We start from the raw sequence: 25,126 nt of genomic DNA, 5'->3' as shown, positions 1-25,126 counted from the left end.
CGGCACCCCGCCTCCGGCTCACCAGTTAAAGCGCACGCCGCCCCAGAGCTGATGGTTGTCGCTGCCGCTGCCCAGTTCCGCATCATAGCTGGCGAACAGCGTGGCATTGTCCAGGATCTGGGCTTCCGCACTGATGCCGACGAGTGCGCTGTCGCGCGGCTCCGGCGCACCGAACACGGTGAACGACGCCCAGGGCGCGGCGGAGAAGGCCGCCGTGAACGGGCGGGTGGTGTCGCCGAACTCGTGCACCCAGCCGAGCCGCGCGCGGAGATCCAGCGGCATGCCGCCAACGTCAAGCCGGGTGCTGAAATCGGCGCCCAGCGTCGTGCGTACCGAGGTCAGCGTCTGTCCGCTCGCGGTCAGGTTGAAGTCGCTGAAGCCGGTCTCGGTGAAGCCGCCCTGATTGGCGCTCACCACCTGGAGGCGGCCGAACGGCGTGATCGCACTGGTGGAGCCCCCATCGATGGCGATGCGGTAGCCGGTCTCGATCTGGCCGAGGAACTGGTTGGAGGACGAGGACCCGTTGGCGATGCCGAAGACGCCGGGCACCGCGAACTTGCGCTCCAGCTCATTGCTGGCATAGGCGTAGCCAAGCAAACCGTCGACATAGAGCGGGCCCTGCGCGAAGGAGCCGTGCAGGGCGACGCTGCCCGCCTCGGTGTTGCCGTCGCCCATGAAGCCGTCGACCGACTGCGAGCCGCCCACATAGGCGCCGGCAACGCCGATCTGGAAGCTTGGATCGACCCGGTAGCCGATGCCGAAGGCGGTGCCGCCCAGCGAATAGGAGAGGTCGGCGGCGTTGCCATTGCCGTCGACGCTGCCCTTGGTGCCGATGCCGCTGACCCAGGCGCTGAAGCGGGACTGGCCGTCGAGGTCCGGCGCACCGAGGGCGGCGCTCTGCCCACCAACGCCCGCGCCGCGATCATTCGCCATCTGGCGGCCCACCGTGTTCATGAACAGCTGGCTGCCGCGCATGTTCACCGTGGCGAAGTCGGCATAGGGCTGGCCGCTCAGCTGCTGCAGCGCGGCGGCGCCGGAGCCGACAGGCACATTGGCGAGCGCGTTGATCAGGCCGGGAGCGGTGCCGCTGGCATTCACGAGATCAAGGACGCTGCCCACCGCCTGCTGGTTGGCCGTGACACCGGCCGAGCGGAAGGCGTCAGCCGCGAAATCGAGGGTGAGGTAGAGGTTCTGCGGGTCCGAAAACAATTCGGGAGAAAGGAAGGCGGTGCCGCCCGTGATGGAGTCGAAATGCGCCGTGCCGCCGCCTTCGGCGGTGACGATGGTATAGACGGTGCCGGGCGTGTAGTCGCCGGGCTCCATTATGACGCTGAGGGTGCCGGCCTTGATGGTTGCCGTATGGCCGGCGCCGACGACGATGATGCGGTCGCTCTCGCCTTCGGCATTCACCTCCACCACCATCTCGCCATCGTCGAACTCGAAATCGCCGTTGATCGTGATGTGGCCGATGGAGTTGCCGGGGTTGATCTTGCCACCATTGTTGGTGACCTTGCCGTTGATCCGGCTGCTCCCCTCAAGCGTGCCACCCTTGTTGACAGACACGTCGCCGTTCAGCGTGCCATTCACGGAGAGGAGGCCGTAATATTCGATGTTAGTGCCCTTGCCGGCGCTGTTCAGGGTGCCGTTCAGGGCAAGGGTGCCCCCCCAGATAGTGGTGCCTTCGCCGGCCGTGTTCAGGGTGCCGTTCAAGACGAGGGTACCGGTATTGACCGTGGTGCCGCCAAGGGCGCTGTTGATGCCATTGAGGGTCAGCGTCCCCTTGCCGTTCTTGGCGAGCTCGCCTTCGCCTTCAAGACCGCCTGCATAGGTGCCGTCGACAATCTCATTGAAGGTTACCTCCGTTCCTTCGGCGACATGGATCTTGCCGACGAGGTTCTTGCTTGAACCCTCAAGATAACCTTGCTGCACATCGAAGGCGTAGCCGTCGGCCAGCCCCGCGAACTTGGTCTCGCCGGTCAGGACGAGGATGCCCGCGCCGGTCTTCACAACGGTGCCGTACCCTGTCTCGGTGCCGAGGCCTGTGATGTTGCCCGCAAATATACTGTAGATTTCATCTTGCTGGAAGACGATCGAGCGGGCATTTGGATTGTCCGCGTTGTAGTCGAATATGATGTTGCCCTTCAGCGTGTCGGTGTTGCCTATGATGGTGCCGCCGCTGTTGACGATGCCGGCATAGGTGCTGGTGCCGTTGAGCACCAGCGTGCCGGTGCCCAGCAGGCTGAGCGTGGTGCCGCTGATCGCGCCCGTGAGGGTGAGCGTGGTACCGCTGTCGAGCTGGAAGCCGCCGCCCGGCACTCCCCCAAGCGTGACGGCGCGTGCGGTGGTCATGCTCTGGGTCACCCAGAGGTGCCCGTTCTCGGAAAGCTCCAGCCCTGCGCCCGCCGCGCCCAGCTTGTCGTCGGAGGCCACCTGCAGCGTGCCGGCGCGCACGGCCGTGCCACCCGTGGCGTTGTTGGTGCCGGTGAGGTTCACGATACCGCCGCCGGACTTGATGAAGGTGCCGTTGCCGCTGATGGTGCCGGCATAGACCAGCGGATGGAGCGCGGAGGAGAGACCGCCCGAGCCGACGATGTTGAGGTCGCGGGTCATGGTGAGATTGGGCGCGGCATCGGCCGTTGTGCCGACGACGCCGCCATTCTGCAGCGTGATCGCCTGACCGGCCGTGCCGAGATTGGCGTCGGTGGTGAACAGGGCCTGTGCATTGCTGCCGATGACGCGCAGGCCGCAGGTGAAGGTGTTGTTCGCCGCCAGAACGACGGTGTTGCTGTTGACGTCCAGCTGGCCGGAGCCGCTGATGACGCCGCTCATGGTCGCGACGGCGTCGTTGGGGGTGGTGCCGCCCGTTGCAGCGAGGCCGCCGATGCCGGTGATGGTGATCGCCTTGTCGAACGCGGTCGCCCCCGTGCCAAGCATCAGCGTGCCGCCATTGAGGCCGAGGGTCGACCCCGCGCCAAAATTGCTGGCGGTGGTGGTGACGAGGGTGCCGCCGCCCGAGACCGTGGTGGCGCCCGCAATCGTGCTGGTGGCGCCAAGGGCGAGCTTGCCGGCGCCACTGACGGTGATCGCGCCGGTGCCGGTGATCGCGCCGCCATAGGTGCCGTCGAAGGACTGGTCGAAGATCAGCGCCGCATTGTTCTCGATATTGCCGGCGAGGCTCTTGCTGTTGCCCTGCAACGTCCCTTCCTGCACCTGGAATTCGGCCGTGCCGGCAGTCTGGGACGTGAAGTTGCTCTCGCCCGTCAGGGTGAGCTTGCCGGCGCCGGTTTTGACGACGTTGCCAAGACCCGGGGTCGAGCCGGTGCCGCCGATATTGCCGGTGAAGGTGCCGTCCGTGGCCTGGGCGAAAACCACCTGGCGGGACGTGGTGTTCGCGGCGTCGCTGTCGAACCGGATGGCCCGCCCGAGCGAGGAGGAATTGCCCTGCAGGGTGCCGCCATAATTCGCGAAGCCGGCGTGAGAGTTGGCGCCGGTGACGACGAGCGTGCCCTGGCCCGTCTGGTTGACCACGCCGCCGGTGATCGCGCCGCTCAGGCCGAGGGTCGTTCCCGCCCCCAGTTCGAAACCGCCTCCGCCGGTGCCCACATTGATGGCCCGTCCGGTGGTGAAGGACTGGGAGGCCAGCAGGCGGCCGTTGTTGGAGAATGCCAGCGTGCCGGCGGCATCCCCGAGCCGTGCGTCGGAGTCCACCTTCAGGGCGCCGCCCTGGATCGAGGTTCCGCCGGAATAGGTGTTGGTCCCGCTGAGTTCAACGACATTCGCACCGCTGACGACCAGAGTCCCGGTGCCGCCGATGGCGCCGCTCCAGTTCACGGCGTGCTGCGCGCCGGAAATGCCGCCTGTGCCGGTGACGGTCAGGTTGCGGTTCGTGGTGAAATTCGCCGCCGCATTCGCCGCCGCGCCGACCATGCCGCCCTCTGTCACCGTGACCGCCCCACCGACGGCGCCGAGATTGGCATCGGCGGTAAACAGCGCCGTTGCGCCGCCGGTGACGTTCAGGCCGCCGCTGAAGGTGTTGTTGGCCGCGAGAGCGACGGTGCCGGCATTGACGTCCACCGCGCCGGCGCCGCTGATGACGCCGCCCACGGTCGCAATGCCGCCGCTTGAGCCGAGGCTACCCCGGTTCGTGACTGTAATGGCGTTGGTGATGCCGACCCCGCTGCCAAGCAGCAGCGCGCCATTGTCGAGAGCTATGGTGCTCGCCGCTGCGAGAGTGTTGGCAGCGGTCAGGTCAAGCGTGCCATTGCCCGTCACCGAGGTGAGGCCGGTATAGGTGTTGGCGCCGGTCAGCGTCAGCTTGCCACCGGTGACGGTCATCGCCCCGGTACCGGACATGATCCCGGCATAGGTCCCGGCGGCGGGCTGATCGAACACCACGCTGGCATTGTTGACGATGCCGCCCTTGAGGCTCGTCGAATTGCCGCGCAGCACGCCGCCGCTCACCGTGGTGCCGCCGGTATAGCTGTTGGCGCCGGTGAGAGTGAGAGTGCCGGCGCCGGTCTTCACCAGTCCCCAGCTGCCGGCATTGGCGCCGGTGCCGCCGAGGCCTGTCTGATCGGTGATGGCGTCGGAAATCGTCTGCGTTTCTCCCGCAGCGGAGGAGAGACCAAGAGTGCCGTTTCCGGCGAGGAACAGGCCGGCGCCAGCGGCGCCGCCGTTCGCGCCAGCGGCACCGCTAATCCCGCCGGCTCCCGCCCTGCTGCTGCCGCCCGTTCCGCCCCCGACAGTATTGTCCGAAAGTGTCAGCGTGCCGGTGACGGAGAGCGTGCCGCCATCCTGAACGAAGATGGCACCGCCCATTCCCGCGCCGCCGCCACCACCACCGTTAAACCACGAGTAGCCACTCGTAGGAGGCCTGCCCGCGCCGCCGTTACCCCCGAGAAATCCGCCGGTGCCAATGTTCGCATCCAGGGAGCCGCCGCCGCCGCCGCCGAACCCGCCATTGCCACCTTTTGCCTGACTTCCACTGCCCCCGCCGCCAGCGCCCCACTGGCCATTGCCGCCATTCCCGTCGCCGCCCCCGATGGGGCCGCCCTGCCCAACGCTGCCGCCTGTGGAGGACTGCCCGTTGCCTGCATTGGGGCCGCTGCCGCCACCGCCACCGCCCTGGGAGGTGGTGTCTCTGCCATCAATGACACCAACGCCGCCGTTGCCGCCGACGGCACTGTTGTTCGTCAGGATCACGTTGCTGAGGGTGACGTTCGCCGCCGCGCCGACAAAAAGTCCGGCGCCCGTGCCCGCCCCGCCGCCGCCGCCGCCGCCGCCATTTCCGCCACTCGTGCCCTTGGTGGTCAGGTTGGACAGATCGAGATTCTGGATCGTCACCGTGCCGGACTGGACATAAAGCCCGTTGGCGTTCGTGCCTTCCTTGCCCACCAGCTTGTGGCCATTGCCATTGATGGTGACGTTGGTCGTGATGGTGCCGGCCTTGCCCTTGCCGCTCAGCTCGATATCGGCTGTGAAGGTGATCGTGTCGCCATTGGCCGCCTTTGAGACGGCGTCGGCCAGCTGGGCCTCGTTGGCGACATTGAAATTCGCCGCCAGTGCCGGCGTCGCGGCCATGCCGAGCCCCAGGGCCAGCAGCAATGCGGGCAGCTTGCTGCCCGCGCCTGAAGAGAGGCCCGTCTGGCCGAGCCAGGCCTGCGCGCGGTTGCGGTGGCGACGGAGGGGAGCAACGGAGGCGGACATCGGCATATTCCCATGAAACTGTGAACGACGAGGCGCGGCCGTCCCTCTGTGCGAGGCGGGCAGCGCGCAGGCCTGCGATCGCGGCGCCGGCCTTCGCCCCGCGGTCGAATGAATGAAGAGGATGAGGTCCAGCAGCGTCGCCGCCGATCCGGCCTGGCGCCTCAGACGGATCTAGCGATCAGTGCCGGTGCGCGAGCGGTCGGCGGAGCCGGATGCGCCGGGTCTCGGAGCAGGGCATGCACGAGATGTCTTCGTCCCGGCCCCTGCGTATCCGGCCGCGCGTCGCGCCCCCATGGCCGAGCCCGTCCACATGGAAAATTTGCCATCGTCCCCTACCCCATTGCTGCCAATGATGGCCCCTCGCATTAAGCGCCGATACGCTGCGTTCCCATCAGAATAGGTAACATGACACCGCCTTGGAACGGCTTGCCGTAGCTTTACCCGTGCCGGGCTCTCCGCATCCTCCAGAGAAGAACCTGACACAGGCCAGGCCGACATTTCCCGATTGCTGCACGCTTATTGAGGCCGGCAGGCGCGACTACCTCAAGGCCACCCATAACAGGCGATTGTTTGCGGATTATTTGAAAATATGGCCAAATATGGCGTGCCGATAGCACGTAAGTGTATGAAGGTATTATATTCCTGTCTGGACCATCGGAATCTTCCCGCTCTTCCGTCACGGCGAGGCCGGGAGTTGCCAGCCACCGCCGCGCCGTTTCTTTGCCGGCAATTTCCGCAGGATCGGGCCCATGGCAGGCCCTTATTTGCCTGCTGTTTGAAGGGCCATAATTCCGTATGGTCAGGTTCGATGTCAGACGCGACCGCTAGGCGGCGCGCACGTCTTTCTTCTGCCGGGTCACGCGACATTGACCGGGCAGGCGGGGACGCGTTCAGATGGGATGTGGGATGCGGCAGACAGAAGGCCTGGTGTTTGGCGACGTCGTTATGGATCGCAGCTGCCTGTTTGCTCATCGCGACGGCAAGCAGATACGGTTCACCCGCAGCGAGCGATCGCTCCTTCTGGCCTTGTCCCGCAACCCGCATCGCCTGATGCGGCGCAGCCAGTTGCTCGACGTCGTCGCGTCGGCGGATTCCGACACCTCGGACCGCAACGTCGATTTTCTCATCAATCGGCTGCGGTCAAAGCTCGGCGACAGCGCGAAAGCCCCTCGATATATCGCCACGCAATATGGCGAGGGTTATGTCTGGATCGCCACCTCATTGCCGCCGGCGACCCCGAGGCCCGGCCTCGGATCGGCGCTCAGGCTTCCGGCAATTGTCGCTGTCGTTGCGCGGCGTGATCAAGGACTGGGCAAGCACGCGGACGTCATCGCCGGACAGTTGCGCGACGCGATTGCCGACAAGGTCGGCGCGGGGCAGACGGTGATCGTCGCGGGGAGCGAGGAAGGCGCAGCAGCACGGTATGTCCTGCATGTCAGCCTTCAGGACAATGAAGGCCGCCTCGATTGCACGGCCGCCCTTCGGGAGATGCCCTCCCGGCGCATTATCCGCGCCTCGCGTCTCGAACTCGCAGACCCCGGCGCGGCGTTGCTTCCGCCGGAGGTCGAACGCGCCACCCATGCCATCGTCGAGGCGTTGCAGAGGAGCCTTGCCGAGGCCTCCGAAGGGCTGGGCACGCCCACCGACCAGCCGCTCGACATTCGCCTCCGCAAGGCGACGACGCTGTTGTCGACCTCCAACCCCAAATGGCTGGAGAAGGGCCTGCAACTGCGCGCGGCGCGGGAGCAGAATCCGGCCAGTGCCGACATTGCCCTGCAGTGGGGCCTGCATCTGTTCGCACGCCTCGTCCTCGCCAACCCCTTCACAGGCATCAGCCGGGGCGAGCGCGACGATCTGGAAAGCGAGATCGAGGCGACGGCTCTGGAATGCCTGCCGCTCATCGAGAGCAATCCCCTGCTGATGCTGGCCGCCGCCAAGCTTCTCTATTTCGTCAATCGCGGCCATCTGGAACTGGCGGAGGATCTTGCCGAGCGCGCCTTTGCCCGCACGGCGGACTCTGCCGCCGCCCTGCCGCTGCTCGGGCAACTCCGGCAAGCGCGCAGCGAGTTCGCCGCGGCGGTGGCGTTCTTCGATCGCGGCATCGAGATGGCGGAACCCGGTTCCGAGTTCGATCTGCATATGCGCGTGCTGAAATGCATCGCCTTGCTGGCCGCCGGCGACGGCGAGGCGCTGAAGGGGGCAGCGTCGTTCGCCTTCGACAGCCCGCATTCGCCGCCGGATCTCAGCGTGATGGTCGCCGCGCTGGTGACGCCGGCCGGCCAGCCGCTGCCGAAGGCCGTCAGCGATGTGCTGATCGCCGCCGGTCGCGACGGGGCCCGCAACGCGATCGAATACACCTACATGACCTCGGTGCGCCATCTCACCTCGCCGCAGGCGCGCGCCAACATCCTGCGCGAGCTTGCCGGCCGTTTGACCGGGCTGCACGGGACGGATGTCATTCCGCCGTTTGTGGTGAGCGCAACGGGCCTGATCGCGGCGACCTGAGGCCGCCCTTGCCGCGCCATTTCCCGTGCGCCTTGCGGGGGCAGGACAATGGCGCGGCTTTCAAACACTGCGCAAACAATTGCCTGCTAGGGGGATCAATTGAAAAGTGCCCTACCTGCTCGATGCCTTGTGCGCCGACTGGGCCACTAAAGCGGTGACGCGACCGCGTCGATCGCGTGGGCGTAACATTGCCTCGATTGTTTGCCGGCCTGACGAGCCGACGCAGCCGCCCCCTGGGCAGGCAGATTCTTGGAGACCGATGTATGAATACCTGGGGCTTGGCCATGCGCGTCTCGTTTGTCCGCCGGGGAGCCCTGGCGCTCGCCGCCACCCTCCTGCTGATCTCCACGGCGCCGCCGCTGCAGGCGCAGACCGTCCCCCTGACGCTTGGTGCGTTCCCGCCGGAAGACGTCGTCCCGCTCGCCCGGGGCGGGACGGAGCGGGCGCTGGCGGATCTGCCGGCGGCGATCGACAGCGTGATGCAGCGCAGCGGCGTCCCGGGGGCAGCCGTTGCGGTGGTGCATGGCGGCAAGACGGTGTTCGCGCGCGGCTTCGGCGTTCGTGAACAGGGCAAGCCGGCCTTGATCGACACCGACACCGTCTTCCAGCTGGCCTCGCTGTCCAAGCCGATCGCCGCCACCGTCGTCGCCGCGCAGGTGACGGCAGGTGTGGTGAAATGGGACGACAAGGTCGTGCAGCTCCTGCCCGGCTTCGCACTCAGCGACGCCTATGTCAGCGCCAATGTGACGGTGGGCGACCTGTTTTCGCATCGCTCCGGCCTGCCGCACGCGGGCGGCGACACGCTCGAAGACATCGGCTTCGACCGCGCCGCGATTCTGGAGCGGTTGCGCCAGCTACCGCTGGCGCCGTTCCGTATTTCCTACGCCTATTCCAATTTCGGGCTCACCACCGGGGCCGAGGCGGTGGCGCGGGCGTCGGGCCAGTCATGGGAGGACCTGTCCCGGAAGGCGCTCTATGGGCCGCTGGGCATGACGTCCACCAGCTCGCGCTATCAGTACCTGCTCACGCGCGAGAACAGGGCCCTGCTGCATTCGCTGGAGGCCGGGCGGTTCACGCCACTCTACCAGCGCGACCCCGACCCGCAGTCGCCGGCCGGGGGCGTGTCTTCCAGCGTGACCGACGTGGCCGAATGGATGAAGCTGGTGCTCGCCAATGGCCGCCATGAGGGGCGGGAACTCATCGCGCCCGCCGCACTGCTGCCGGCCCTTCGGGCGCAGGCCTTCAGTTCGCCGGCTCCCACCATCGGCGCGCGATCGAGCTTCTATGGTTTCGGCTTCAACGTTTCGGTGGATGCCAACGGCCGACCGGACCTGTCTCATTCCGGCGCCTTTGGAACGGGTGCGGGCACGTTCGTGCGCTTCCTGCCGTCTGCCGACATCGCCATTGTGGTGCTGACCAACGGCGCACCTGTGGGGGCGGCGGAGGCGATCGCCAGCCATTTCATGGACATCGTCCAGTATGGCGCACCCACCCGCGACTGGTACGAACTTTTCCACCCGAGGCTGATGGCCTTCAACGACCCCGCCGGCGATCTGGCGGGCAAGACAGCACCGGCGACGCCGGCGGCAGCCCGGCCGCTGGCCGATTATGTGGGCACCTATGAGAACAGCTTTTTCGGCCCGGCGCGGATCACGCAGGGCCAGGATGGCCTGGTGCTGGCTCTCGGCCCCGGCACGCTGTCCATGCCGCTGACCCACTGGGACGGGGACATTTTTGCGGTCGCCCCGCGCAGCGAGAATGCGCCTTATGGCTCGCTGTCTTCCGTGCGCTTCGTGGTGAAGGCCGGCAAGGCCGCCGAACTGAAGATCGACTATCTCGACGCCGAGGGCCTCGCCACATGGACGCGGTGAGCGCGCCATGGTCGGCTGCGAGCACAGCGTTTCGACCGTTGGTTAATTGTGCTAGGCAACGGAGTGGAATGGCGAACAGCACAGTACCGGATGGACGCAGGGCCGCGCGCGGTCGCGATGCTGGCGCTGGGCGCGTGCCTGCTGAGCGGCTCGCCGTCGGACGCATCGCCGGCAGGGGCCGCCATCGCCGGACAGCCCGCGACGTCCCCCGCGACGCCGGCCCGGCCCGGCGGGCGGGCGCCCGACAAGGCCAGTGCGGCCGCGCTTCTCGCGCCTGTTGCGCGTGCGCCGGCGGGTTTGGTCGCTCCCTCCTATTTCAGTTGGCTGACAGAGCCGCCGCGTGAAGCGCCGACCGGTGGATGGCTGCTGGCGCAGGCACAACCGACGCCGCAACTCGAAGCCTCCCGGCATGTGACCACGATCGTGGTGCCGATGCGGGTATCTCCGGCATCGAATTCGTCCGCGGCAGAATCGTCCGCCATTTCTGACCCCGTGCCCGCTCCCGTGCCCCTGCCGCCGAAGCGGCTCGCCGAGGTGCGCCGCGTCATCCTGCCGGCACTGGTGCCGCTGCCGCCTCCGCGCCTCCCGGAAACGGCGCCCGCCACCGCGCTGGCGATGGCGCCCGAGGCCCAGCCGGAAGACGTGGCAGCGATGCCCGACATTGCAGCCGAAGCGGAGGCCGCCGCCCCGCGCGAGGATGCCGCAGCGCCCATCGACGACAGCCCCGAGCCGGCCAACAGCCGGCCGACGGCCGAGCGGGCGCCGGCCCACATCGAGGCGCTGATCCAGCGCCACGCGGAGCGCTTCGATGTGCCGGCGGCGCTGGTCCGCCGTGTGGCGTGGCGGGAAAGCAGGTTCGACCCGAGGCAGCGCCATGGCCCCTATTGGGGACTGATGCAGATCCGCGTCGACACGGCGCGGGGCCTCGGCTTCCGTGGCGCGCCAAAGGACCTTCTCGACGCCAATACCAACATGACCTACGCGGTCGCCTATCTCGCCAATGCCTACCGCGTCGCGGGACGCGACGAGAAGCGGGCGGTGATGCTGTATTCCAGGGGCTACTACTACGAGGCCAAGCGCAAGCGGATGCTCGGTTCGCTGATCCGCACGGCGGACATCGAGCCCTAGAGCGCTTTCGATCCGGTGGAATCACCCGATCGGAAAGGGCTTTTCAATCAATAAGCCAGAGCATTTTCTCGCCGCGAAAGTCTGTCCACTTTCGCGGAAGGGCTCTCGCCGGCCCGGCGCCGTCACCGAGGTTCAGTGCCCGCGCCGGCCGTTCAGCGTGACGAACAGGGCAAAGGCGCCACAGGTGGCGGCGGCGAAGAAGGCGAGCCCGTGCAGGGTGCTGTCCATCGCGAAGCCCGCCAGCAGCGGCCCGAGCAACGCGCCGAGGCCCCACATCAGCCCCATGGCGGCATAGATGCCGATCAGTTCCGCCCCCTTGAAGCGGCTGCCGACCAGCGTCAGCATGATGGTGTAGATACCGACGAACGCGCCGCCCCAGAAGAACAGCAGCGTATAGGTGGCAATCTCGTTCTGCAGGGCCAGCGGCCACGCCAGCGCGCCGAGCATCGACGCCACCGCCAGCGCGGTGACCAGCTTGACCCGGTCCACCTTGTCGCCGAGCCACCCGATCGGCAGCTGGAGGAGGATGGCGCCGATCATCATGCACGACATCAGCCGTGTGGCGCCGCTCTCTTCCCAGCCGAGATTGACGGCATAGATGGCGAGGAAGGAAAGGCCGGCGGTCTCGATCGCCGCGTTCAGCACCACGGCCGAAATCGCGACCGGCGCGAGCCGGATGAAGCGGAGCGGGCTGCCCTTCGCCGGCTCGTCGAACACCGGCGCCTGCACCTTGGGCGAGGCGACGAAGCCTGCGGCAAACAGCGCGATACCTGCACCGACGAGATAGGGGGCGGAACCACCGGAGCCGACCACGGAAAGGATCAGCGGGCCAAGGGCGAACCCAACCGAAAGCGCGGCGGTATAGGCCGCCATGGCGCGGGCGCGGGTCGCTTCCGTGCTCAGGCTGTTGGTCCAGGCCTCGGACAGCACGAACAGGATCTCCGAGGCCATGCCGAGCACGAGCCGAAGCGGAAACCAGAGCCAGATGAGGGGAATGGCGGGAAACGCGCACAGCGCCAGCGCCGCGACGACGAGGGCGATGATGACCAGCCGGCGGATGCCGAAGAACGCGACGATCCGGGGCAGCAGCATGGCGGTGATGAGGACGCCGACGGCATGCATGGCCGCATTGGCGCCGATCAGGGTCTCGCTGAAACCGCGCGCGGTCAGGTCGAGCGCGATCAGCGCCGCGCTCAGGCTGTAGGTAAGCCCGAACATCATCGCGGTCGCGATGACGGCGCCGCGCGAGAACAGGCTGGCGGGCTGCTCTGCGGAAAGCGGCGTACTCATACCGGGCGTGCCTCTTTACCATCCGCCGGTGCGGACCGGCCCCACTTCAGGAAGCCCATCAGGCGCATGCCCCAGGCCACTTCATTTTTTTCGACGATCCGCGCCATGGTGCGGGCATAGTCGAGCACCAGCCCGGGGGTCCATGTCGCCGAATTCGCGCGGCTGCGGATCATCGCCGCCACCCAGATATCGGGATTGGTCAGCAGCGCGAGCAGGCGCAGCCATGGAAAACGGCTCGCCATCGACCCTTCGAGCGCCGCGTCGAGCGCCTGTGCCACCACCACCGAGCAGTTGCGGTTGGTGAGATTGTAGGTGTCGTCCTGCTTGTACCCGGCCCACAGCGCGCGCAGGCGGCGCGGACTGTAATTGTGGAACTCGACATTCGCGTCCGCCGGGCACCACCATTCGGACTCGTATTGATAGGAAGGCTGGAAGCGGCCTTTCAGGTCATTCTCGTCGCCGGCGCGGAGCGAGGCGATGAAATCGCTGCTGGAGCGCTCGACCTCGAGAGCGGGATAATGGCTGATATAGAGGTCCGGCGGCATCTCCAGCGCGGCATGGCCGGTCGAGATCACGCCGTGGCCGTCCACCGCCGCGATATAGCGATCGACCAGCAGCCGGTGCTCGGGGGCGTAGGCCGAGCCGACCGGAGTCCAGACATGGACGATCATCGGCTGTTCCGGTAGTGTCGCGCTTTCGCCGGTCTCGATCAGGATCGGGGCGTTGTCATACCAGCCGCGCCCGGCGAAGATCGGCAAGGCGAGGATGCCCGCTTCGCTTTCCAGCGTGCGGAACATCAGCCCGACGCGGAGCAGCAACCACCCCGACAAGGCCAGCAAAAGGCTTATGCAGAAGGGAATGTTGCGGGCGCGGGGCATCGGCCATTCGGTGATGATAAGCACCGCGATGAGCAGCTCGATCACGCCGAACGCCGCCATCATCTTCCAGCCGGGAAAGCGCACCACGAGCGCGGTCGCCACGCGGCAGAGCCCGTCGAGCACGAAAGCGAGGGCGAACAGGTAGGCGAGCGCCAATTGCGTCGAGATCGGCGGCTGGATGATGAGCACCCCAACCATCAGCAGGGCCGCCGCCTTGAGGAAAAGCAGGGAGCGCATCGCCCCCCTTGCCCGACCTATGAACACGAACAGCGCAATCAGCCCGTTGAGCACGAAGACGAGGCCCAGCGTCTCCTGCATGGCGAGCGTCACGCCATCCGACGCATCGATCGCCAGCATGATGGCCAAGGTGAGAAACACACCGCCGAGCACGGCTATGACGTACCATCGAGCGCGGAACGATTCCGCGCCGATCAGAAGAAAGGAAAGCTTGAGCATTGATAAGGATGTCGACCGAACAACGGGCGCCTAACCTGCCATTTTGCATCCGCGAAGGGAAGCGGCCGTTTGGCCACGGTCGGCCGCCACACGGCCCGGCCGCCGCAATACGCCGACTTTCGGACGGCGCTATCGGTTAAAACCGTCGGCAATTCGGAGACCTCACCGGCCGAGAACTTCGCCGGCCGCCGTACTGACCGCCTGCGTCAACTGGTTCAGCGCGGCCGCGTGGAGGCGGGTCACGGTCCAGTAGAGCGGCACGTCGACCCGGTGCGCCGGCGCCAGCTCGATCAGATGGCCGGCGGCGATGCGGTCCTCCACCATCGCGCAGGGGTGCATGCCCCAGCCCAGCCCGACCAGCGTCATGTCGAGGAAGCCATGGGTGGAAGGCACCCAGTGGACCGGGCCCACCCGCTCAACGCCCAAGGCCGCCCGCGCCCAGCGCGCCTGCAGGAAATCCCGGCGGTCGAAGCGCAGGCAGGGCGCCTGTTCCAGCGCCTGCGGGGTGATGCCGCGCGCAAAATAGCGGGCGACGAATTCCGGGCTGGCGCAGGCCGCGTAGCGTAGCGCGCCCAGCGACAGGGTCCGGCATCCCTGCACCGGCTCGCGCTCGGCGGTGACGGCGGCCATCACCTCGCCGGCGCGCAGCCTGTTGGCGGTGTGCGCCTCATCGTCGAGCGTCAGGTCGAGCGACACGTCCGCCACACGGCCGAAGGCGGCGGCCGCCGCCGGAAACCAGGTGGCGAGGCTGTCGGCATTCACCGCCACCGGCAGGGTCAGCCTGTCGCCGGCTCCGGCGGCCGTGCTGCCGAGCGCCGGCGCCAGATCATGCTCCAGCAGGCGTACTTGGTCGAGATGGGCGCAGAGGCTGCGGCCGAGTTCGGTCGCCTCGCAGGGCTGGCCGCGCACGATGAGGATCGCCCCGAGCCGCTCCTCAAGCCCGCGCACCCGCTGCGACACCGCCGACGGGGTGATGGCGAGCGCGGCGGCAGCCCGCTCGAACGAACCTTCCCGCACGACGGCGGCGACAGCGGCAAGGGCGGGATAGTCCAGCATGGATGAAGTTTTGCTTCATCGACCTTAGAAGAACAAGTTTTACTTGATCGGCGCGGCGCGGCACCACCACGGCATGACACAGCCCCTCCTGCCCCCGTTCCTCATGCCCCAGTTCTTCATGCCCCAGTTCTTCCTGCCGTTCTGCACCGGCTTCCTGCTCTCCGCCGCGCTCATCATCGCCATCGGGGCGCAGAACCTGTTCGTGCTGCGGCAGGGGCTGCGGCGCGAGCATGTGGGCGCCATCGTGCTGTTCTGCGGCACGGCCGACGCGTTGCTGATCGCCGCCGGCGTGGCGGGCGTCGGGGCCTTTCTCGCCGCCCTGCCGCAACTGGCGACGCTGCTGGCGCTTGGCGGTGCCGGCTTTCTCGGCTGGTACGGCGTCCAGGCCCTGCGGCGCATGGCGGCGCCCGAAGCCATGGCCGTCATCGCTGCGGGCGACACGACGCTCACGCGCGCGCTGCTGGCCACCGCCGGCTTCACCCTGCTCAATCCGCATGTCTATCTCGACACCGTGCTGCTGATGGGGGCGGCGGGCTCGGCCCAGCCCGAGGCGATCCGCCCCGCCTTCGTCGCGGGGGCGGCCGTGGCGAGCTTCGTCTGGTTCGCGGCGCTCGGCTATGGCGCCCGGCTGCTGCGGCCGCTGTTTGCCCGGCCGGCCGCCTGGAGGGTGCTTGATGCCGGCGTCGGCGTCGTCATGCTCACGCTGGCCGCCTCCCTGGTGATGCGCGCGCTGGCGATGCCCGGCTGAGCCGCCATCGCCTCGGCATGGGCAAGGCGATTGCCGGCAAAGGTTGCGGCGCCCGCGCGCACCGGCGATGGTGGCGCAACAAGAAACGTCGTCATCCGGGAGAAGGCGGTGAGGCTCCGCATTTCGGCTCTAGCCATGATCGGCCTGTGCCTGCTCATGGTGCAGGCGTGGCCGGCCGACGCCCGCCCCCTGCGGATCGTCACGTCTTTTCCGCCGTCCATGATCGACCTGTACCGCAAGGCGTTTCGGCAGGCGCGGCCGGATATCGAGGTCGAGTTCGTCCAGCGCAAGACGACCGCCGCCGTGGCGCTGATCACCGGCGGGGAGCGGCTGGACGCCGACCTGTTCTGGGCCTCGGCGCCCGATGCGTTCGAGCTGCTCAAGCTGGAGGGCCGGCTCGCCCCGCTGGTCCCCCGCGACACCGGCACCCCGCCCGTGGTGGCCGGCTATCCCGTGAACGACCCGGCCGGCATGTATCTGGGCTTCGCCCTGTCCGGCTATGGCGTGGTGTGGAACGAAGCGTATCTCGCCCGCCATGGGCTGAGCGTTCCCCAGCGCTGGCGCGACCTCACCGCGCCGATCTATCACGGCCATGTCGGCATCTCCTCGCCGTCTCGGTCCGGCACCACCCACCTCATGGTCGAGGCGCTGCTGCAATCGGAGGGGTGGAACACCGGCTGGGCGGTGTGGCGGCAGGTCGGCGGCAATCTCGCCACCGTCACCGCGCGCAGCTTCGGCGTGGCGGCCGGCGTATCGCGCGGGCGTTTCGGGGTCGGCATCACCATCGACTTCCTGGCCCAGCCGACGGAGCTGGATGCCGGGCCGGTACGGTTCAGCTTTCCCGAGCAGAAGGTCTTCACCCCCGCCAGCATCGCGCTGCTCAAAGGGGCGGCGAACCCGGAGGCGGCGAACGCCTTCGTCGATTTCCTGCTGTCGGTGCCCGGCCAGCGGCTGCTGCTTGACCCGCGCATCGACCGCCAGCCCATCCGCCCGGAATTCTATGCCGATGGCGCCACCGATGGCCCGAATCCCTTTGCCCTCAGCGACGAGGCGGCGACCTGGAGCTTTGACGCCGGCCGCTCGGCGCAGCGCTACGAGCTGATCAACATCCTGTTCGACGAACTCATCACCTTTCCACTCACCGAGGCCGCCGACATCTGGCGCACCATCTATGAGGTGGAGGCGGCGCTGCTCGCCGGGCCCGACACCGAAGCCGCCCGGGAGGTGACGCGGGCGCGGGCGCTTCTGGCACAAATGCCGTTCGGGGAGACCGAAGCCGCCAGCATCGCCAGCCGCGTCAAGCTGGTGCGCGTGCCGCGCGGCCTGCCGGCCCCGGCGGAGCAGACCGCGCTGACCGCGCGCATCCAGACATGGACCGCGCAGAATCTCAGCGAGGCACGCGCCGCCGCCGAAACCGGGCGGCGGCACCTCGTCGAGCACGGGCGGCTCCCGGCACTGCGGGCCGGGAAGGCCGCCCCATGAGCGTGGAGAGAACCCGCTTCGGCATTGGCGGGCGCCTGCTGCTGGCCTTCATCGGGGTCGGCGCGCTGGCGGTCATCGCCTGCCTCGTCGGCTGGCTTTCCTATGCGCGGCTCTCGTCGGAACTCGATTCGATCGCGCGCGGCCATGTGCCGGCGCTGGTGTTCGCCGCCCGGCTCTCGCAGGCCGGCGGACGCCTGACGGCCGCGGCGGCCGAGCTTGCCACCGCCGAGCGCCGCGACGCCCATGATGTGGCGATGGAGCGCGCACGCGGCCGGCTCGGCGATCTCCGGGGCCTGCTGGAGACCGCGCCGACGGGCGAGGGCTCGCAGGGGTTCAGGGCGCTGCGTCGCCTTGTCGATGCGCTCGGCAGCACGCTCGACGCCGTGGACGAGGCCGCCCGCCGGCGTTTCGAGATCGAGGCGCGCACCCGCGCCATCGTCGACGAACTGCGCTGGCTGCAGGCCGACCTCGTGGACGAGGTCGAGCCGCTGGTCGAGGATGCCCGCTTCAATATCAATGCCGCGCTGGAACAGGTGGGACAGGCGGGCGAGGTCGCGCGGACCGCGCAGCGCATCCTGCGCGACGAGACTTCCAAGACCGAGGCGATCCTCGCGTTGAGCGCCCAGGCGCATCTGTCCATCGGCCTGCTGGGGCAGGTCGCCAGCGTGCGGGTGCCGGAGGATCTGCGCCAGACCGGCCATTTCCTCGGCGAAGCGGTGGACGAGTTGGTCGTCGAGGGCAAGAGGCTGCAGGGCTGGGCCGACAGCATCACCGTGCGCCAGATCGTCGGCCGCCTCGCCGCGCTGGCCGATGCCGAAATCGGCCTGCCGGGCCTGCGCCTGGCGGAAATCGCGGCCTCCGAGGAGGGACAGAAGCTGCTCGGCACCAGCCGCGACCTCGCCGCCGAACTCGGCGGGAGCATTGGCGGGGTCGCGCGGCAGATCGAGACCGATGCGCGCGCGGCGGCCGCCCGCGCGGCGGAGGCCATCGTCGTCGGCCGCAGCCTGCTGCTCGCCATTGCCCTGCTGTCGCTCGGCGTTGCCGTGCTGGTGGGGTGGTTCTATGTCCGGCGCAGCCTGATCGCCCGGCTGGAGCGGCTCACCCTCGCAGCCGGGGCCATTGCCAGCGGCGGCGCGGTGGACCTGCCGGCGCCCCAGGCGCAGGGCTATTTCGGCGCGGACGAGCTGGACGAACTGTCCCGCGCGCTCGCCATTTTCCGGCAGACCCGGGATGAGCTGGTCCAGTCCGCCAAGCTCGCCGCGCTCGGCCAGATGGCGGCGGGCATCGGCCACGAGCTCAACCAGCCCCTCGCCGCCCTGCGCTCCCACGCCCATAATGGCGCCGTGCTGCTGAAGCGCGGGCGCACCGAGGACGCGGCGGAAAGCCTCGCCCACATCGAGGGTCTGACCGTCCGCATGGCGCGGAGCATCGCCCATCTCAAGCGCTTCGCCCGGCGCCCCGAGCCCGAAATGGGAGCCGTCAGCCTCGACGCGGTGGTCGAGGGCGCGCTGTCGCTGTTCGCCCAGCGCATTGCCGACGAGCATGTCGAGGTGATACGCGCCGTGCCGCCGGGGCTGCATGTCCTTGCCGAGGAGGTGCGGCTGGAACAGGTGCTGGTCAACCTCTTCGCCAATGCGATGGACGCGGTCCACGGCGCCCCGCAGCGGCGGATCGAGGTGCGGGCCCGGCGCGGCGCGGAGCATGTGAGCATCGAGATCAGCGACACCGGCACGGGGATCGGGGACGGCATGCACACGGACATTTTCGACCCGTTCTTCACCACCAAGCCACCGGGCTCGGGCCTCGGCCTCGGCCTCTCGCTGTCGTTCAACATCATCCGCGATTTCGGCGGGCGCCTTCTGCTGAGGGAAAGCTCGCCCTCCGGCAGCACCTTCGCCATCGAACTTCGCGAGGCCGCATGAGCAACGCGATGACCAACCCGCCCGACGTGCTGCTGGTGGATGACGACGAGGAAGTGCGCCGCGCCTATGGCCAGACGCTGGAACTCGACGGGCTGACGGTCTCGACAACCGGCAGTTCGGCGGCGGCCCTCGCCTCGCTGTCGACCCGCTTCGAGGGTGTCGTGGTCTCCGACGTGCGTATGCCCGGCATGGACGGCTTCGGCTTGCTCGACGCCGTGCGCCGGCTCGACCCCGACATTCCCGTCCTGCTGATCACTGGCCATGGCGACGTGCCGATGGCGCTGCGCGCCCTGCGGGCCGGGGCGTGGGACTTCATCGAGAAGCCGGCCGACCCGGTGCTGCTGGTGGAGACCGTGCGGCGCGCGCTGGAGCAGCGCCGGCTGGTGCTGGAGAACCGGGCCCTGCGCGAACAAGGGGCCCGGGATGAGGCGCGCGCGGACGATGTCTGGGCGGGAAGGCTCATCGGCCGCGCCGAGCCGATGCAGCGCCTGCGCCGAACGCTGGCCGTGCTCGCCGACACCCGCACAGACGTGCTGATCTTCGGCGAGACCGGGACCGGCAAGGAAATGGCGGCGCGGGCCCTGCACGATTTCGGGCGGCGCCGGGCCGGGCGCTTCGTCGCGGTGAACTGCGCCGCGATCCCCGAGAACATGATCGAGAGCGAACTGTTCGGCCACGAGGCGGGGGCCTTCACCGGCGCGCGCGAGCGGCGCATCGGCAAGATCGAGCATGCGCACAAGGGCACGCTGTTCCTCGACGAGATCGAATCCATGCCGCTGGCGGCACAGACGCGCCTGCTCCGGGCATTGCAGGAACGCAGCATCGAGCGGCTGGGGTCGAATTTAGAAATACAGGTCGACATCCGCGTGCTCGCCGCTACCAAGGTCGACCTGCTGGCGCTGTCCGGCGAGGGGCGGTTCCGCGAGGACCTGCTCTACCGGCTCAACACGGTGACGGTGCGCCTGCCGCCGCTGCGCGACCGGCACGAGGACATTCCCGCGTTGTTCCGGCATTTCGTCGCCACTGTCGCCGCGCGCGACGGCGTGCCCACCCGCCCGGTGGAGACCGGGACGCTGGCGGGCCTGATGCGCCGGCCGTGGCCCGGCAATGTGCGCGAACTGCGCAACGCGGCCGAGCGTCATGTCCTCGGGCTGGAAGAGGCGGAAGAAATGGAACTGGCGCCGGCGGGCGCGCCGTCGCTGGAGGCGACGGTGGACCTCGCCGAACGGCAGGCTATCGCCCAGGTTCTGGCGCGCCATGGCGGGCGGGTCGGGCAGAGCGCCGAGGCGCTCGGCATCTCGCGCAAGACTCTCTACCTCAAGATGCGCAAGCACGGGCTGGAGCGCGACGCGGTCGAGGACTGACGCGCGAGGACCGGGGATCGAGGGCGGATGTTACCGAAATGACCCGTCCGGCCGTTCCCGCTGTTACCCCGATTGCCCAGCCGATCGGCACCCGCAGACACCGCACTTCGGGATATTCAAGAATATCAGCGACTTGCGTTTCTCCGCCCCGTTGGCACGCGGGTTGCGGATAGGCAGGCGCGGTCCCCGGGCCGCCAAGCCAAGCCTATTGGGAGAAAACGCCATGATCCGTTCCGCCGCCCTCGCGGCCACCCTTGCGCTCGCCTCGTTCACCGCCATTCCGGCGGCCCTCGCGCAGTCCGGCAAGGTCACCGTCGTCACCTCCTTTTCCAAGGACGTCACCGATCCGATCAAGGCCGCGTTCGAGAAGGCCAACCCCGGCGTCATGCTCGACGTCCAGAACCGCAACACCAATGCGGGCGTGAAATATCTCGACGAGACCCGCTCCAACCCGCAGACCGACCTGTTCTGGGCCTCGGCGCCGGATGCGTTCGAGGTGCTGAAGTCCAAGCAGTTGCTGCAGAAATTCACGCCCACCGCCGAAGGCATTCCCGACAAGATCGGCGCCTACCCGATCAATGACCCGGACGGTTATTATTTCGGCTTCGCGGCGTCCGGCTACGGCATCATGTGGAACACGCGCTATGTCGGCGCCAATGAGCTGCCGGAGCCGAAGGAGTGGGGCGATCTCGCCGCCGCGCCCTATTACGACCATGTCGCCATCGCCTCGCCCGCCCGCTCGGGCACCACGCACCTGACCATCGAGACGATCCTGCAGGGCGAAGGCTGGGACAAGGGCTGGCAGACCATCAAGGACATGGCCGGCAATTTCCAGACCATCACCGACCGCTCCTTCGGCGTGCCGGAAGCGGTCAATTCCGGGCAGGTCGGCTATGGCATCGTCATCGACTTCTTCGCCTTCTCCGCCCAGGGCTCGGGCTTCCCGGTGAAGTTCGTCTATCCCACCGTGACCACCGTCGTGCCGGCCAATGTCGGCATCGTCGCCAATGCGCCGAACGCCGAGAACGCACAGAAGTTCGTCAACTTCCTGCTCTCGCCCGCCGGCCAGGAAGTGCTGCTTGAGCCCAGCATCCGCCGCCTGCCGGTGAACCCCGCCGTCTACGCCAAGGCGCCGGAGGGCTACCCGAACCCCTTCACCGATGCGCGCTTCAAGGCGATGACGATGTTCGACGTCGAGAAGTCCGGCAAGCGCACGGCCGTGGTCGACACGCTGTTCGACCAGCTGATCTCCTTCCAGCTGGACGATCTGAAGTCGGTCACGAAGTCGATCCATGAGGTGGAGGCCACGCTCGCGGCCAAGGACAACCCGCAGGCCCGCGCCCTCGTCAAAGAGGCCCGCGCGCTGATCGGCGCCGTGCCGGTGAACGAGGAGCAGGCGTCGGGCCAGGAAGTGCTCGCGGCGTTCAGCGGCGGCAAGGAAAAGGGCGCCCGGCAGGCCGAGATCGAGCAGCAGTGGGCTTCCTTTGCCAAGGACAACTACGCCAAGGCGAAGGCCAAGGTCGCGGAAGCCGCCAAGCTCGCGAACTGAGCCGTCCCGGCCTGACCTTCCCCCAATAGGACGCGGCGTCGGCGCCGCGTCCCCTCATTCCACGCCATTGCTGGAGCGTGTTGCATGTCGCTCGCCTTCACCCAGGCCCCGGCGCGTCGCTGGCGCATGCCTGGAACAACCGGCCAGATCGCCCTGGCGCTCGGGCTCGCGGCCTTCCTTCTGGCCTTCCTGCTGGTGCCGGTCGGCTCCGTCATCTATGTCGCGTTCACGGAGAAGGGCACCGGCGGCTTCACGCTGATCAACTTTGCCGACTTCTTCCGCACCGACCTGTTCATGCGGTCGTTCTGGAACTCGTTCTACGTCTCGGCGATGACGGTGGTGCTGGCCTCGCTGTTCGCGCTGCCGCTGGCCTACATCACCACGCGGTTCGAGTTTCGCGGCGCGCTCATCATCCAGACGCTCGGCTTCGTGCCGCTCATCATGCCGCCCTTTGTCGGCGCGGTGGCGATGCAACTGCTATTCGGCCGCAACGGTTCGGTGAACTTGCTGCTCAACGAGTATCTCGGGTTCCGCATCCCCTTCATGGAAGGGCTGAACGGCGTCATCTTCGTCCAGGCCATCCACTATTTCCCCTTCATCCTGATCAACCTCTCCACCGCCCTGCGCAACATCGACCGCTCGATGGAAGAGGCGGCGCAGAATCTCGGTTCGTCCGGCATGCGGATGTTCCGGCGCATCGTGCTGCCGCTCGCCATGCCCGGCTATGTCGCCGGCGCCTCGCTGGTGTTCGTGAAGGTGTTCGACGATCTCGCCACCCCCCTTCTGCTGAACGTGAAGGACATGCTGGCGCCGCAGGCCTATCTGCGCGTCACCTCCATCGGCCTCACCGATCCGATGGGCTACGTGATCGCGGTGGTGCTGATCGTGGTGTCGGTGCTCGCCATGTGGGTGTCGGCGCTGGCTCTGCGGGGCCGGGACTACGCCACCACCCAGCGCGGCGGCGGCGGGCTGGCCAAGCGCACGATGCGGCCCTGGGAGCAGGTTGTCGCCTATGGCGTCGTCGGGCTCATCCTCGCGCTGGTGCTGGCACCGCATCTGGGACTGCTGCTGCTGTCCTTCGCCACCATCTGGTCGTTCAGCCCGCTGCCGGACGGCTTCACCCTGGCCCACTACTCCAGGGTGTTCGGCGAAAGCTCGGTCTACATCAAGAACACGTTGATCTACGCCTCGATCGCCGGTCTCATCGACGTCGTGGTCGGCACCGCCATCGCCTATCTGGTGCTGCGCACCAAGCTCATCGCCCGCCACTGGCTGGACTGGGCAGCCACCGCCGCGCTGGCGGTGCCGGGCGTGGTGCTGGGCATCGGTTATCTCCGCACCTTCTACGATATCCGCATGCCGGACGGCACGCCGCTGGCGACGATGTGGATCGTGCTGGTGATCGCGCTGGCGATCCGCCGCCTGCCTTATGCGCTGCGCGCCTGCTATGCCGCGCTCCAGCAGATTTCCGTCTCGCTGGAAGAGGCGGCGGAAAATCTCGGCGCCACCAAGCCCCGCACCGTGCGGCGCATCGTGGTGCCGCTGATGATGGGCGGCATCCTCGCCGGCTTCGTTACCAGCTTCGCCACCGCGGCGGTGGAACTCTCCGCCACGCTGATGCTGGTGCAGTCCAACGCCGACGCGCCGCTGGCCTATGGCCTGTATGTCTTCATGCAGTCCGCCGCCGGTCGCGGGCCCGGCGCGGCGCTCGGCGTCATCGCCGTGGTGCTGGTCGCCGCCTGTACCCTCATTTCGCAATACATCATTGATCGCAACCAGAAGACCACGGGGGCCGCCCGATGACCGCTCACGCCATCCAGGATACCGCAGTGGCCGTTCTGCACACGGCGGCGCTCGATCTGCACATCGAGGGGGTGAACCTCTTCTACGGCACCAATCATGTGCTCAAGAACGTCAATCTCGACATCAAGCCGGGCGAGTTCTTCGCTTTTCTCGGCCCGTCGGGTTGCGGCAAGACCACGCTGCTGCGGCTGATCGCCGGCTTCAACACCGCCGACACCGGCCGCGTGCGGGTGGGCGGGCGCGATATCACCGACCTGCCGCCGTGGAAGCGCGATGTCGGGCTGGTGTTCCAGAGCTACGCGCTGTGGCCGCATATGAGCGTGGCCCGCAATGTCGCCTTCGGGCTTGAGGAGCGCGGCGTGAAGCGGGCGGAAATCCAGCGGCGCGTCGCGGCGGCGCTGGAGATCGTCGGGCTGAGCCATCTCGCCGAGCGCCGGCCTTCCCAGCTCTCCGGCGGCCAGCAGCAGCGCGTCGCGCTCGCCCGTACCGTGGTGATCGAGCCCAAGGTGCTGCTGCTCGACGAGCCGCTCTCCAATCTCGACGCCAAGATGCGGGTGCAGGTGCGCCGCGAACTGCGCGACCTGCAGCAGCGGCTTGGCCTCACCACCATCTTCGTCACCCATGACCAGGAAGAGGCCAACACGGTCTGCGACCGCATCGCCGTGATGAATGACGGCGTGGTGCAACAGGTCGGCACGCCGGTGGAACTGTACGAGCGCCCGGCCAATCTGTTCGTCGCCACCTTCCTCGGCACCGCCAACGTGCTGGAGGGCACGGTCGTCACCTCGGGCGAGGACCGCCATTTCGAGAGCCTCGGCGGGCTTCGCATCGCCATCGCGCGCGATGCCGTGCTGCCGGCCGAAGCGCGGCTGGTGTTCCGCCCGCAGGTGGCGAAACTGTCGAAGGACAAGCCGGTGAGCGCCAGCGCCTTCGAGGGCGAGATCATGCGCCGCGAATTCCTCGGCAGCATCATCCGGTTCGGCATTCTCATTGCCGGGCAGGAGATCACCGTCGACGAGGTGTTCCACCCCGGCGTGGTCGAACCCCATGAGATCGGCAATCGCGTGTGGGTGGAGATCCCGGCATCGTCCGCTCTCTGGCTCGGGCCCGGCAGCGGCGCCTGAAGGCGGCGCCCCTCCCTCCGTCGGCCGCCGCCATTGCGGCCGACGGCCGGCCCTTGTGCTGCGCCGGCGCCGTGCGCGACGGGGATGACTCCTGTCCCCCAAGCCTGCGCAATAGCCCGCTTTTACCGCTCAGCCTGCGGCGCAAGCGGGTCGGCGCGCGCTCCTGCACGACCCGGTAGGCCGCCGCGCGCCTAGAGGCCGATGCCCGGCCTGCCCACCGCTCCCACGCCTTTCACACGTCCCG

14 protein-coding genes are annotated in these 25,126 nt (G+C 68.0%); 10 read left to right on the top strand and 4 right to left on the bottom strand.

The annotated features are described in order from the left end of the window. Positions 1–18 precede the first annotated feature (18 nt). On the bottom strand, positions 19–5,706 hold the full coding sequence (locus EV667_RS02230) for an autotransporter domain-containing protein (RefSeq protein WP_165901537.1): 5,688 nt from the start codon (positions 5,704–5,706) through the stop codon (positions 19–21). 906 nt (positions 5,707–6,612) lie between these two features. Here EV667_RS02230 and EV667_RS02220 point away from each other — a divergent pair. The 3 genes from EV667_RS02220 to EV667_RS23210 all read left to right on the top strand — a co-directional run bounded on the left by EV667_RS02220 (position 6,613) and on the right by EV667_RS23210 (position 11,210). Beyond that, positions 6,613–8,211, top strand: coding sequence for a winged helix-turn-helix domain-containing protein (locus EV667_RS02220; RefSeq protein WP_165901536.1), 1,599 nt, complete (start codon positions 6,613–6,615; stop codon positions 8,209–8,211). A 263-nt stretch (positions 8,212–8,474) separates the two neighbouring features. Beyond that, positions 8,475–10,082, top strand: a complete 1,608-nt coding sequence (locus tag EV667_RS02215) for a serine hydrolase (protein ID WP_245515941.1) — start codon at positions 8,475–8,477, stop codon at positions 10,080–10,082. Between the two features lie 90 nt (positions 10,083–10,172). After that, positions 10,173–11,210, top strand: coding sequence for a lytic transglycosylase domain-containing protein (locus EV667_RS23210; protein ID WP_245515940.1), 1,038 nt, complete (start codon positions 10,173–10,175; stop codon positions 11,208–11,210). A 132-nt stretch (positions 11,211–11,342) separates the two neighbouring features. Here EV667_RS23210 and EV667_RS02205 read toward each other — a convergent pair whose 3' ends face one another. From EV667_RS02205 to EV667_RS02195, 3 genes are all read right to left on the bottom strand, one after another. Further along, positions 11,343–12,500, bottom strand: a complete 1,158-nt coding sequence (locus tag EV667_RS02205; protein ID WP_131833699.1) for an MFS transporter — start codon at positions 12,498–12,500, stop codon at positions 11,343–11,345. Continuing rightward, a complete protein-coding gene (locus EV667_RS02200) occupies positions 12,497–13,834 on the bottom strand; it encodes a protease (RefSeq protein WP_131833698.1) in 1,338 nt (445 codons plus the stop codon). The genes EV667_RS02205 and EV667_RS02200 overlap by 4 nt, the downstream gene beginning before the upstream one ends. A 162-nt stretch (positions 13,835–13,996) precedes the next feature. Beyond that, positions 13,997–14,890 (bottom strand): LysR family transcriptional regulator ArgP, encoded by an 894-nt coding sequence (locus EV667_RS02195; RefSeq protein WP_131833697.1) that lies wholly within the window; start codon positions 14,888–14,890, stop codon positions 13,997–13,999. 118 nt (positions 14,891–15,008) lie between these two features. On the opposite strand from EV667_RS02195, the gene EV667_RS02190 reads away from it, so the two are divergent. The 7 genes from EV667_RS02190 (at position 15,009) to EV667_RS02160 (ending at position 24,882) form a co-directional block, all read left to right on the top strand. Next, on the top strand, positions 15,009–15,638 hold the full coding sequence (locus EV667_RS02190; protein ID WP_131834970.1) for a LysE/ArgO family amino acid transporter: 630 nt from the start codon (positions 15,009–15,011) through the stop codon (positions 15,636–15,638). Positions 15,639–15,746: 108 nt separating this feature from the next. After that, positions 15,747–17,120 carry an ABC transporter substrate-binding protein gene (locus EV667_RS02185; RefSeq protein WP_131833696.1) on the top strand — a complete coding sequence of 458 codons (1,374 nt, stop codon included), beginning with the start codon at positions 15,747–15,749 and terminating at the stop codon, positions 17,118–17,120. After that, on the top strand, positions 17,117–19,042 hold the full coding sequence (locus tag EV667_RS02180; protein ID WP_131833695.1) for an ATP-binding protein: 1,926 nt from the start codon (positions 17,117–17,119) through the stop codon (positions 19,040–19,042). Before EV667_RS02185 ends, EV667_RS02180 begins: the two co-directional genes overlap by 4 nt. Then, positions 19,039–20,406: a sigma-54-dependent transcriptional regulator gene (locus tag EV667_RS02175; protein ID WP_425358994.1), complete on the top strand. Its 1,368-nt coding sequence runs from the start codon at positions 19,039–19,041 to the stop codon at positions 20,404–20,406. Before EV667_RS02180 ends, EV667_RS02175 begins: the two co-directional genes overlap by 4 nt. 223 nt (positions 20,407–20,629) lie before the next feature. Beyond that, entirely contained in the window at positions 20,630–21,955 is a 1,326-nt protein-coding gene (locus EV667_RS02170; protein ID WP_131833694.1) for an ABC transporter substrate-binding protein, read from the top strand. Positions 21,956–22,039: 84 nt separating this feature from the next. Beyond that, on the top strand, positions 22,040–23,758 hold the full coding sequence (locus tag EV667_RS02165; protein WP_131833693.1) for an ABC transporter permease: 1,719 nt from the start codon (positions 22,040–22,042) through the stop codon (positions 23,756–23,758). After that, on the top strand, positions 23,755–24,882 hold the full coding sequence (locus EV667_RS02160; protein ID WP_131833692.1) for an ABC transporter ATP-binding protein: 1,128 nt from the start codon (positions 23,755–23,757) through the stop codon (positions 24,880–24,882). The genes EV667_RS02165 and EV667_RS02160 overlap by 4 nt, the downstream gene beginning before the upstream one ends. The last annotated feature ends 244 nt before the right edge of the window (positions 24,883–25,126 follow it).

It is taken from the genome of Ancylobacter aquaticus (assembly GCF_004339465.1).
GTDB lineage: Bacteria > Pseudomonadota > Alphaproteobacteria > Rhizobiales > Xanthobacteraceae > Ancylobacter > Ancylobacter aquaticus.
Note: the sequence above shows the minus strand (reverse complement) of the source record. Positions and strands in the feature narration are given on the sequence as shown.

Excerpts from the sequence above, each read along its gene's own strand:
- EV667_RS02230 (WP_165901537.1), bottom strand. The coding sequence starts at position 5,706 with ATGTCCGCCTCCGTTGCTCCCCTCCGTCGCCACCGCAACCGCGCGCAG.
- EV667_RS02220 (WP_165901536.1), top strand. The coding sequence starts at position 6,613 with ATGCGGCAGACAGAAGGCCTGGTGTTTGGCGACGTCGTTATGGATCGC.
- EV667_RS02215 (WP_245515941.1), top strand. The coding sequence starts at position 8,475 with ATGAATACCTGGGGCTTGGCCATGCGCGTCTCGTTTGTCCGCCGGGGA.
- EV667_RS23210 (WP_245515940.1), top strand. The coding sequence starts at position 10,173 with ATGGACGCAGGGCCGCGCGCGGTCGCGATGCTGGCGCTGGGCGCGTGC.
- EV667_RS02205 (WP_131833699.1), bottom strand. The coding sequence starts at position 12,500 with ATGAGTACGCCGCTTTCCGCAGAGCAGCCCGCCAGCCTGTTCTCGCGC.
- EV667_RS02200 (WP_131833698.1), bottom strand. The coding sequence starts at position 13,834 with ATGCTCAAGCTTTCCTTTCTTCTGATCGGCGCGGAATCGTTCCGCGCT.
- EV667_RS02195 (WP_131833697.1), bottom strand. The coding sequence starts at position 14,890 with ATGCTGGACTATCCCGCCCTTGCCGCTGTCGCCGCCGTCGTGCGGGAA.
- EV667_RS02190 (WP_131834970.1), top strand. The coding sequence starts at position 15,009 with ATGCCCCAGTTCTTCCTGCCGTTCTGCACCGGCTTCCTGCTCTCCGCC.
- EV667_RS02180 (WP_131833695.1), top strand. The coding sequence starts at position 17,117 with ATGAGCGTGGAGAGAACCCGCTTCGGCATTGGCGGGCGCCTGCTGCTG.
- EV667_RS02175 (WP_425358994.1), top strand. The coding sequence starts at position 19,039 with ATGAGCAACGCGATGACCAACCCGCCCGACGTGCTGCTGGTGGATGAC.
- EV667_RS02170 (WP_131833694.1), top strand. The coding sequence starts at position 20,630 with ATGATCCGTTCCGCCGCCCTCGCGGCCACCCTTGCGCTCGCCTCGTTC.
- EV667_RS02165 (WP_131833693.1), top strand. The coding sequence starts at position 22,040 with ATGTCGCTCGCCTTCACCCAGGCCCCGGCGCGTCGCTGGCGCATGCCT.
- EV667_RS02160 (WP_131833692.1), top strand. The coding sequence starts at position 23,755 with ATGACCGCTCACGCCATCCAGGATACCGCAGTGGCCGTTCTGCACACG.